The following is an 11,961-nucleotide window of genomic DNA, read 5'->3' as shown; positions in this document are numbered from 1 at the left end:
GTAATTTTTAGAAACGAACTTGTGGTCCTAAAAATACTATATCTACACTATCAATTACAGAACTACATTCTGCTACTGGTAGGACATCTATTCCTATTTCAATTTCCTTTTGATCTGCTACTTCTTTTATTTTAGTTACAAGGAAGCTTGTACATATTGCTGCCAAACATACTAATAATATTTTTTCATTATTAATTCCTCTTTAATAAATATTTCATATTATATATTAAATTAAAATTATAAACTTTAAATTAATCCTGTTATTTATTGATGCGCAATCACCTTATATAATATATTTAGGTTGATAAAGGTAACCTATAACCCTTTATTTACTGTATATTTATACAATATTGAATTAATTGTATAATAACTTTATTAGATAGAGTGATGTCGATTCACCCTTGAGGTAATAGCCTCGTCATTGAAAGACTGACACCTCTATCTGATAAACTGGTTACGAATAAGTTGGATGTTGACTCTTTCGGAGTACTTCGTATGGTCTTATGTCAATATTTTGCTATTCTAAAAAAGAACTGTACATACGAAATTCGATACTCAAACGTCTAACTTAATTTTTCAAAAAACTTGCTTATGCTGGTCTTTTTATCATGCTTAAATATACATTTTTTATTCACAATTTTTTTCTATTTTCTTATTGACTTTTGATAGTTGGTCTTATATCTGTTGTAATGATCTACTGCAACATTACCATTTGTATTTTTAAAAGTTGTTCCAGGTATTCTTGTGTATACATCCCATATACTTTCTCCCTTCCCATCTTTGTCCCATGCACCTTCAACTTGATACGCCGCTGATGCTGATCCCCATAGAAAATCATCTTTGAATTTATCTAGCTTTTCGTATATCACTACATCCACTCCTATACATTAATGTAAATTAATTATTTGCTATTAACCTATATATAAATTTATTTTTAAACTATTTCTTTCTGAAACAAAAAACTCTATTTTTTTATAGAAGCATTTATAATTGCACCTAATATGTTGGCATCATTATTGTACTTGCATCTATCAATTTTAGTAGTAATAAAATCTGCTTCAAGGTATTCAATGCAGGTCTTCTTATACTGTTCCTTTACTTTATTTATAAACCAATCCTCTTCTGATATTCCTCCACCTATGCATATAACTTCTGGATTATAGAAAACTGTAATTACAATCAATTGAGCTACTATGTTTATTATCCACTCATCTACTGATAATTCAGCTGTTTTGTTTCCATCTAAGTACTTCTTACATACTTCATATCCATACTGCACCTGATCACCCATATCAACTTTGCTATTATATATATTTATTAAGCCAGTCATTGATGCATAATCACCCATCTTAGCAAGACCACCTATCGCATCGTTTACAAAGGGCATATTATGAAACTCTCCTGCAAATGCATCTTTTCCATATACTACTCCATTTTCATCACATATACATCCGCCAGTTCCCGTTCCTATGATTAAAAATGCTGAAGATTTGCTTCCTTTTGCATTTCCTATTTCAAATTCACATAATCCTGCTGATTTTGCATCATTAATTGATGACACTTTTTTATGTGTTCTTTTCTTGATTTCATCGTTTATATTTGTGCCATACATAATGGCTACGTTAGGGGCAGCATATGATTTAACATTTGAATCTTTATCAATGAGCCCTGGTGCACTTATACCGATTACATCAATTTCATCAATTAATTTTATGTTTGAACATATATAGTCATAAAATTCATCTGCAGTATCGTATTTAATAGTTTCAATTTTCCACTTGTCTTTAATGTGGTATTGCTTGTCCATTAAGGCATACTTAATGAATGTTCCTCCTATATCTATTCCTAAATTAAATTTTTCCATACCATCTCTCCTTAAAATAAAGGTCTTATAAATTGCCTGCTTATAATACAATAATGAATTAATTCTGTGAACTCGTGTTTATTTTTTGTCAAAAAATAAATCCATACATTCTTTTTTTGATTTGTTTTACTTTTATGTTCTTTATTCAATTCTTTAATTCATATAATCTACAAGTATCATCAATCTATAAATGTTATTTCAATGTATTAATCTAAAAAATCATAAATACTCTAGTCTATAACTCTGTAAATTATTACTCTATGAATTATTAGTTATGCATTTATAACTTTGAATTATATCAGTTTATAATATCTAATATAGCTTCATCATAAGTATAACTACAATTTATAAACACTTTCTGTAAGATAGAACACTTAGTGAACTCGTGTTTATATATATAATATAATAAAAACAATTATATTTCAATATATTTTTTCAAATTTATGCTATGCCTTACTTATCTTATAATCCTTTATTTTTTGTGTCATCAAACTAAGTCCAATAAACTTGCCAGCAAGTCAGGTACTAAATCACTGAAATAAAAATTACTAAATATGAATTAGCATAATAAAAAAGTGGCTGTCACAAAACTAATGTTCCCTATGAAAAAGGCTAGCAAGCTTTTTAATTCCCCATTGGTATCTGTAATTATTATAGTAATCCATATAATCATCTATTATTAATTATAGTTGTACAGTTTTTTTAAGTCTATCTCAAAAAGGGTTGCATTTACTTATGATACGGTTCTCCACAACTTATCCTAAAACTCTAAAAAGTCACTTTACATTTTCATGGTTTTCTATATAAAAATGGAAAATAACACAACACACATAAAATTTTATAAAATTCCATAACATAAAATAATTTTTAGCTATTAGAAAATCCCACAAAATAAGACTTTAGACAATACTATAACAAATAGTAAAATCTAAAGCCTAGAACAACTGGATCTAGCCAACCATATGAGAAGCTATATTAATATGTTTTTAATGGTTATACCCTTTAATTTTCTTCAAAACATAAATAAACCCACGAAAATCCAAAATTTAGATTTTCGTGGGTTTCATGGTGGAGGCGACGGGTGTCGAACCCGTGTCCGAAAGGAGCGTCATCTGCCTTTCTCCGAGTGCAGTTCATGTTTTAAAATTCCCTAGAAGACACGCCCATGAACAGGCTTATCTTTTCGGTAGCTTCATGAATACCCCTCTAGCTCAAAGCTTTGCTAGACTTCGTTTCCCACTCTATGACACCAGCTACCCGAACCGTAGGCAATCCGGACTGATGAGTAGCTTAAATTAAGCTGCTAATGCAAAATTGTCTTCTGCGTTTACATTTAATGCATACTTTATTAACGAGGACACATGCTTCCCTCGACTCGCTTAGCAAACCACTTCCCCCCCCGTCGAAGCCAAAACGCCCCCAAGTTAAGAATGGTTTCTTTAGAACCATATTTAATTTTTAAAGAACTATCTTGCAATATTCATTTTATATTATTAGTCTTTAACTGTCAACATAAACATTATTGGTATCTATATAGTTTATTAGAAATACTAGAAGGTTTAATTTTTTTTGAATTTTTTTGGTATCTGTTTACAAAAAATTTTTCAAAAAGCTTTGATACTATGTTGAACTATTAATATTACTATCCATTATTTCATAATCTTTTTCGAAACTTTATCTGATAAAGCCTCATAAAAATCATACCCCTGAGCTATTAATAAAAATATCTATATTTAATCCTTTACTCATTATTTCATTGTACAATTCAATTTGTGAATTTACTTTTATTAATATATTTTTACAAAATAAAAGGTAATTTAAACATTATTTAAATCACCTTTTATATATATTTATGCTGCTATCTCTTGTTTTTCAGATTCATGCTGGCTTAAAATTGAGCTCACAATCTTTTCTCCATATGGTAGGCAAAGCTGTATAAATGGGCCTTGTGATAGCATAGCTATAATTGTACCAATCCCAACTTTTCCACCTAATAAAAAGCCACCAATTAAAAATATGGCATCTAAACTTATCCTAATCCATCTATATTCTATTTTAGTTTTATCTTGAATAATAAATGGAATTATATCATTTGGTGCTACTCCAAGATTGCTTGCAGAAAGTATTGAAAAACCAATAGCTATTATAAAACAACCTGCTAGTAATAAAATCATTTTTATCACATAGTTATATGACTCAACTGGAAAATACGAAATAATATTTACTCCAAGATCAATTATTGGCCCTACCCCAACAACACAAATCAGTGTTCCTATTTTAATACGGCTTTTTTCAGTAAATAATATTATCACAAATAATACTATTAAAATTATCATATTAGCAATACCTGGAGTAACCTCTGATTTTCCAGCCAACATTTGCACAAGTGAGAAATCTTTTAAACCAGTCTTATTTAAACTCATTGATAATCCTTGAGTAAACACAGTAAACGGATCTGATCCTATGTTTGTTTTTAAAAATAGTGCTACGCCCAATTGAATTATGCTCATTCCTAAAAAGAATAAAATGATTCTCTTCGTTAAATTTAATCCCTGCTTCATCTATTCATCATCCTTTGCTAAATATATTAATACGTATAAGCTACAAATATACTTTTTTCACAAGAATTAATTTTATCATATGTAACTAAAATGTCAAAACCATTTTTAATAATATTTTTTATAAAAATGCTAGGAAATTAATATTCCCTAGCATTTTAACATTTATTTTTTAAAGAAATTCACCATAATATTTCTTATAAACTTCTTTTATTGCACTTGCTACAATTATATAACATAATAATATTACTATTAGCCAGCCAAAATACATTATTGGCATTGACACCATTTGTAATGCTCTACCAATAGAAGTATACTGAATTGCTATTCCTACAGTAATTGCAATTATAGTACTTAATATTACAGCACCTGATGCCCTACTGTTAATAAATGGTATTTTTGCTGTTCTAATTATATGAATGACCATTGTTTGTGAACATAGACTTTCAACAAACCATCCAGCATTAAAAACTGCCATAAATAGAGTCTTATTTACTCCGTAGTCATTATAACCACCATGGCAGACCATAGGACAGATTATAAAGAACATAACTGCATAAGTTACAATATCAAAAAGAGAGCTTGTTGGGCCTATCCATAACATGAATTTACCTATTGAAGAAGCATCCCATTTTCTTGGTACCTGCAAATAATCTTTATCTACATTGTCCCATGGAATAGAAATACATGAAATATCATAAATTAAATTTAATATTAATATTTGTATTGGCAACATTGGTAAAAATGGTAATGCAATACTTGCAACTAATACTGAAAACATGTTACCAAAATTAGAACTTGCAGTCATTTTAATATATTTAATTATATTTCCAAAAGTTCTTCTTCCTTCAATAACTCCATCTTCAAGTACCATTAAATCTTTTTCAAGTAAAATAATATCTGCACTTTCCTTTGCAATATCAACAGCAGTATCAACTGATATTCCTACATCTGCCTTCTTCATAGCCAAGGCATCATTAATACCATCTCCCATAAAACCAACAATATGTCCATTCTCTCTAAGAACACTTACTATTCTTCCTTTTTGATTTGGACTTAATTTTGCAAATATACTTACCTCTTCAACTTCTGCTGCTAATAATTCCTCATCCATTTCATCAATATCAGAACCTAGCAAAATCTTATCTGCTTTAATTCCAACCTGCCTACATATACATCTTGTTACTTCATCATTATCTCCTGTTAATATCTTTACTGCAACTCCATAATTCTTTAATGCCTCTACAGCAGCTTTTGTGCTCTCCTTTGGTGGATCTAAAAATGCAAGGTAACCCATCAATACCATTTCACATTCATCATTTACAGAAAATACGCCTTGAACTGAAGGATTGTTTTTTTGAGCAATTCCTATTACTCTCATACCTTCTTTATTTAATTTCTCTACAGTTTCTAATATTTCTTCTTTTATTTCATCAGTTAACACTTCAACATTGCCTTTATATTCTGCATACTTTGATATTTGAAGCATTTCTTCTACTGCACCTTTTGTTATAAGCTGTGTTTTTCCTGATGTGTCTTTAATAACTACACTCATTCTTCTTCTATTGAAATCAAATGGAATTTCATCTACCTTAACATATTGATCTATTAAAACTTTAAATGAAGCATTATCAGCATATTCAAGTATTGCAATATCCATTAAGTTTTTAAGACCTGTTTGATAGTAGCTATTTAAAAATGCATGCCTTAATACACGCATATCTTCATTTCCATGAATATCTAAATGATATTCCAAAACCACCTTATCTTGAGTTAAAGTTCCTGTCTTATCTGTGCAAAGTACATCCATAGCTCCAAAATTTTGTATTGAATTAAGGCTTTTTACAACAGTCTTTTTCTTAGCCATTTGTACTGCACCTTTAGCTAAATTTGTAGTAACTATCATAGGTAACATTTCTGGAGTTAATCCTACTGCTACAGATAATGCAAATAAAAATGCTTGAAGCCAGTCTCCTTTAGTAAATCCATTAACAAAAAATACTATTGGAACCATAACCATCATAAACTTTATTAAAAGCCATGATACTGAATTCACTCCCTTGTCAAAACTTGTTAAAACTTTTTTTTCTGTAATCCCCTTAGCCATAGTTGAAAAATAAGTGTTGTCTCCTGTTGCAATAACCACACCAATTGCAGTTCCACTTATCACATTGGTACCCATAAAACCAATATTAGTACATTCTAATGGTGTCTGAGCCTCATTTATCATTGGTTCAAAACATTTTTCAACTGGTTCACTTTCACCTGTTAATGCTGACTGAGCAACAAACAAATCTTTTGCAACCAATATTCTCAAATCAGCTGGAATCATGTCTCCTGCAGCTAAATAAATAATATCACCTGGTACTACTTCTTCAAGAGAAATCTCTTTTTTACCATTTCGTTCAGCCGCTACAGTTGTTTTTACCATTTCTTTAAGCTTTTTGGCAGAGTTATTTGAGCGTGTTTCTTGTACAAAACATAATACTCCGCTTATTGTAACCATCATAGTCATTATTATTATAGATGTAAAATCATGATCTTTCTTACTTACTAATATTACATCTGTAAATAATGAAATAATAGCTAATAAAAAAAGTACTATTGTAAATGGATTTACAAATGCATCAAATATTCTTTTTAATGCTGAATCAGGCTTTTCATGAGAAATTTTGTTTTCTCCATAAATTTCTCTAAGTTCTTCTACACGTTCATCTTGAAATCCATTCATAGATGTCCCCATATTTTCTAAAACAACTTCATTTGTTAATCTGCTAACTTTAAGTAAATTTTCATCAATATAATTCAAATTATTATTTTTCATAGTTCTTTCCTCCATTCTAATAACAGTTGATAATTTAGAGATACAAAAGGATAGAACCTAGAAATGCTTAATTAAGCGTAATATATTAAATCCATTAAATATTATTTAGTGAATCATATTGCATATAGCTTATATTTTCTATTCAGAATAAATAAGAATAGACAGTTATCTGCTATATTACAATTATTAAATTTAATACTCGGCAGTTCTGGTTCCATACTGTTTCTACTCTGTTCGTCCATTCTTATTCACTCCTTTCCAAAATACATTTTAAAAATTATAAATGATTGCATTAAAAATATCCTCAATCATAAACATGATGAGGATAATTCAAACACAAATATAAGTAACGTAAAAGTAATTACTTTTCATGTTCAAGCTTTAGCATCATAGGGCTTGTAATTGAATTAGTTTATGCCTTAACTACGACATAAACTGCTAACCTTCTCATAGTGTCTCCACTACTCCGCGGTATCAACCCGTATCCCTATGGTAACCTCACCTACCATGTTTTGATTTCATATAATATTTTTAATCTTTATATATAATATTCCAAATTTATAGTTTTGTAAATACATTTCTTATAAAATATATATTATTATTAATATCAAAATTTATAAGTTAATCTTATATCACATTATCAAATTCATATACTTAATAATTCTTTTTAATATCAAAATAATAAAATTATACATAATAAAAAGCAGAAGAAAAAATTCCTCTGCTTTATATATTTCTGCATTATTTACTTAAAAATTTATCAATTGCAGATGCAGCCTTTTTACCAGCGCCCATAGCTAGAATAACAGTTGCAGCACCTGTAACTGCATCTCCTCCAGCATATACACCTTCTTTACTTGTAAGGCCAGTTTCTTCTTCAGCTACTATACATCTTCTCTTATTTATTTCAAGGCCTTCTGTTGTAGAAGATATTAATGGATTTGGTGATGTACCAAGTGACATTATTACAGTGTCTACATCCATAATAAATTCTGATCCTGGAATTTCAACTGGGCTTCTTCTTCCTGAAGCGTCTGGCTCACCAAGTTCCATTCTTATGCATTTCATACCTTTAACCCATCCCTTTTCATCTACCAATATCTCTGTTGGATTAGTTAATGTATCAAAAATAATGCCTTCTTCTTTGGCATGATGCACTTCTTCTGCTCTAGCTGGAAGCTCAGTTTCACCTCTTCTATATACAATATGCCCTTCTGATCCAAGTCTTACTGCAGTTCTTACTGCATCCATAGCAACATTTCCACCACCAACTACTGCGACCTTCTTTCCAGCTCTTACTGGAGTTGGATATCCTTCTTCTGCTGCTTTCATTAAATTAACTCTTGTTAGGAATTCATTTGCTGAGAATACACCATTTGCATTTTCTCCTGGAATTCCCATGAATCTTGGAAGACCTGCACCAGAGCCTATAAATACTGCTTTGAATTCCTCTTCATCAAACAACTCATCTATAGTAATAGTTCTACCTACTATTACATTAGTTTCTATCTTAACACCCATTTTTTTAATGTTTTCAACTTGCTTTGCAACAACCTTTTCTTTTGGAAGTCTGAATTCTGGAATACCATATTCTAAAACTCCACCGGCTTTATGAAGCGCTTCAAATATAGTAACATCATATCCCATTTTAGCTAAGTCACCAGCACAAGTTAATCCTGATGGACCTGATCCTATTACTGCAACCTTTATTCCATTTTTAGGTGCTGTTTTACTTAAATCAATATTATTTTCTGTAGCCCAGTCTGCTGTAAATCTTTCAAGCTTACCAATAGATACTGGATCTCCTTTAATTCCTAAAACACATTTTCCTTCGCATTGTTTTTCTTGTGGACATACCCTACCACAAACTGCTGGAAGTGAGCTATATTTTGCAATTTCTTTTGCTGCACCTTCGAAGTCTTTATCTTTAACCTTTGATATAAAGGCTGGAATATCTATTGATACTGGACATCCATTTCTACATTTAGGATTCTTACAATTTAAACATCTTGCTGCTTCTTTTACTGCTTCCTCTTCATTATATCCAAGACAAACTTCTTCAAAATTAGTAGCTCTAACTCTTGGATCTTGTTCTCTTACTGGTACTCTAACCATTCTTTCATTCATATCCATTACTTATCACCTCCGCATCCGCAGCCACCATGGCTATGAGTATTTCCTTCTTCTACCTTCAATTGAGCCTTACCTTCTTCTGTCTTATACATTGCTTGTCTTCTCATTGATTCATCATAGTCTACTAAATGCCCATCAAATTCTGGTCCATCAACGCAAGCAAACTTAACTTTACCACCAACAGTCACCCTACAAGCTCCACACATGCCTGTACCGTCAACCATTATTGGATTTAAGCTTACTGTTGTTGGAATATTTAATTCCTTAGTCAACATAGATGTAAATTTCATCATTATCATGGGTCCAATTATAACAGCATGATCATACTTTTTACCTTGATTATTAACTAATTCTTTAAGCATATCTGATCCTGTTCCTTTAAATCCATATGATCCATCATCAGTTGTTACATAAAGGTTTTCTGCTACTTTCTTTAATTCTTCTTCATATATTAATAAATCTTTATTTCTGCTTCCTAAAATCACATCAACTGCTACACCATTTTCATGCATCCATTTAACTTGTGGATATACTGGTGCTGCACCAACTCCACCTGCTATAAAAATTAATTTTTTCTTTTTTAATTCTTCCATATCCTCATGAACAAATTCACTAGGTTGTCCAAGTGGCCCCACAAAGTCACTCACATATTGTCCTTCTTCATATGTAGCTAATTCTTTTGTACTGTTACCTACTGCTTGAAAAACAATTGCAACTGTACCTTTTTCTTTATCATAGTCTGCTATTGTTAATGGAACTCTTTCACCCTTTTCATCATTTTTTATAATGATGAATTGTCCTGGCTTAGCAGATTTCGCTACTCTTGGAGCTTCTATATCCATTAAGAATATATTACTTGTAAGCTCTCTTTTGCTAACTATCTTATACATTCATAGCACCCCTTTTAAAATATGTTAATATTATTACTCATTATATAGTTTACACCATATCAGTATATTTTTGAAATACTTTTTCATGAAAGTTTTCTATGATTTTAAATTTTTCTTCATACATGAATCTTATCTATGTTAAAACCTACTTAGAATTAATTTTTATTATATATGTCTTTAATTTACTCAATAAAAATTTAATGTGACACACTCTCATCTTTTCTTTAGCTTCCTAGACTTGTTTGTTTTATAAAGCATATCCTAATAATTAATGTGTATATATTTAATTGAATAATATCAACAATAATATGCTTATTATCAATTTATATTATAGTATTTATAGAATAATTTTGAAATTAAAAAGACATCCAAATTTAACTGGATGTCTTTTTATATGTATGTAAATTTAAATATATATGTACTTTTATTCCATTTCCTTTGATGGCAACACTATTTTAAATTCAGTCGATTTATCACTGCTTCTAACTGATATATTACCTCTATAGCTTTCGACTAATTCCTTAACTATGCTTAACCCAAATCCATGGTTGCCGTTCTTATTATCTTTACTTGTAAATCCCGCATTAAAAATATTTTCTAAGTCTTCTTCCGGTATTTTCGGTCCATCATTTTCAATTTTTATTACAACGTTTTTTAAGTGTTCATATACTTCAGTAGTAATTATCCCTTTTCCATTCATTGCTTTTACTGCATTATTTACTATATTGCATATTATTCTATACAATTCCATTTCAGTAATATCTATTTTCTTTAAACTACATTTATCTTTGATTATTACATGTATTCCTTGATCAATAGCTGGTTGCATTGCTAGAGATAATAAAACATTATTATTTTTATTTATTTCGACTGCACTAGTTATTGAATCATTATTATTGATTATATTCTTTAATGCATCTCCTAAATCATCAAATCTCTTCATCAGATGTAGACCATATAAATATGAAATTTGTGCTCCATAATCATGTTTTATCTTTCTAAGTTCTTTATTTTTTTCATCCAATACTGTATTCAGTTCAAAAATCTCATCAGCTCTTTGTTTTATCCTTGCAAAATATACTATCATCGTTACTAAATACATGCAAAGTATTAATATAACAACATTTTTCAATAATTTACTTTCATCATTATAAATTACTACTTTTAATGCTATAATAATGTCAACTATAAAGCTTGTAGTTATTAAAATTATGATATTCTTTGTTTCACATATCATCTGGTTATAAAATTCTTTAACTTTATCAATATATTTAAAAAATCCAGCTATAAAAATTATTTGTGTCGAATATATGGTTATAATTTGTACTATAACTTTCCGATTTTCTGCAATTCTATCATATAAAAAACCAAAATACATATTGGAAAAAATAATAATAATTACCGATAAAAAACAATATGCTATAGAAAACGCCACTATTGCTTCTTTCTTCTTTTCATTATATATAATACCAATTAGAATTATACTTAATATATGTGTTATTAAAACACACAAAGATAAATTTCCAAACGTACTAGTAAAATATGAACTTATACAAAATGATAATATACCCATCAATGCGATTTTATATTTATTATTTTCTTCTAGACAAACATATACAGTTAAAGCAAATAAAAAAACTTGTAATATTGAAACTGCAATATCAATCATTAAAACCACCAAATTACCACCCC

General features: G+C 29.5%; 8 protein-coding genes, 1 other RNA gene, 1 pseudogene and 1 riboswitch. All 10 genes and pseudogenes read right to left on the bottom strand.

Going from position 1 to position 11,961, the window contains the following annotated elements; all coding sequences use genetic code 11:
* Positions 1–7: 7 nt before the first annotated feature.
* On the bottom strand, positions 8–181 hold the full coding sequence (locus tag BN2920_RS22010; protein WP_268259395.1) for a PTS sugar transporter subunit IIB: 174 nt from the start codon (positions 179–181) through the stop codon (positions 8–10).
* 493 nt (positions 182–674) lie between these two features.
* Positions 675–869: pseudogene (locus tag BN2920_RS06075) on the bottom strand (family 1 glycosylhydrolase); the annotation flags it as partial.
* A gap of 95 nt (positions 870–964) precedes the next feature.
* Positions 965–1,864: an ROK family protein gene (locus tag BN2920_RS06070; protein ID WP_058294120.1), complete on the bottom strand. Its 900-nt coding sequence runs from the start codon at positions 1,862–1,864 to the stop codon at positions 965–967.
* Positions 1,865–2,930: 1,066 nt separating this feature from the next.
* Positions 2,931–3,285, bottom strand: a transfer-messenger RNA (tmRNA) gene (ssrA, locus tag BN2920_RS20895).
* Positions 3,286–3,714: 429 nt separating this feature from the next.
* A complete protein-coding gene (locus BN2920_RS06065; RefSeq protein WP_058294119.1) occupies positions 3,715–4,425 on the bottom strand; it encodes a YczE/YyaS/YitT family protein in 711 nt (236 codons plus the stop codon).
* A gap of 169 nt (positions 4,426–4,594) precedes the next feature.
* Entirely contained in the window at positions 4,595–7,246 is a 2,652-nt protein-coding gene (gene mgtA / locus BN2920_RS06060; protein WP_374116942.1) for a magnesium-translocating P-type ATPase, read from the bottom strand.
* A gap of 113 nt (positions 7,247–7,359) precedes the next feature.
* Positions 7,360–7,488 carry a hypothetical protein gene (locus BN2920_RS22290; protein WP_268259064.1) on the bottom strand — a complete coding sequence of 43 codons (129 nt, stop codon included), beginning with the start codon at positions 7,486–7,488 and terminating at the stop codon, positions 7,360–7,362.
* Positions 7,489–7,608: 120 nt separating this feature from the next.
* Positions 7,609–7,763, bottom strand: a riboswitch (M-box (ykoK) riboswitch).
* Positions 7,764–7,987: 224 nt separating this feature from the next.
* Complete coding sequence (gltA, locus tag BN2920_RS06055; RefSeq protein ID WP_058294117.1) at positions 7,988–9,379, bottom strand: NADPH-dependent glutamate synthase; 1,392 nt, start codon at positions 9,377–9,379, stop codon at positions 7,988–7,990.
* The gene (locus BN2920_RS06050; RefSeq protein WP_058294116.1) at positions 9,379–10,269 is read right to left on the bottom strand and encodes a sulfide/dihydroorotate dehydrogenase-like FAD/NAD-binding protein; all 891 of its coding nucleotides are present in this window, start codon (positions 10,267–10,269) and stop codon (positions 9,379–9,381) included. The genes gltA and BN2920_RS06050 overlap by 1 nt, the downstream gene beginning before the upstream one ends.
* A 424-nt stretch (positions 10,270–10,693) precedes the next feature.
* The gene (locus tag BN2920_RS06045) at positions 10,694–11,947 is read right to left on the bottom strand and encodes a sensor histidine kinase (RefSeq protein WP_058294115.1); all 1,254 of its coding nucleotides are present in this window, start codon (positions 11,945–11,947) and stop codon (positions 10,694–10,696) included.
* Positions 11,948–11,961 lie beyond the last annotated feature (14 nt).

Origin of the sequence: Clostridium neonatale (assembly GCF_001458595.1) — a bacterium.
Lineage (GTDB): Bacteria > Bacillota > Clostridia > Clostridiales > Clostridiaceae > Clostridium > Clostridium neonatale.
The sequence above is the reverse complement of the archived record's forward strand: the minus strand, read 5'-3'. Positions and strand labels throughout refer to the sequence as shown.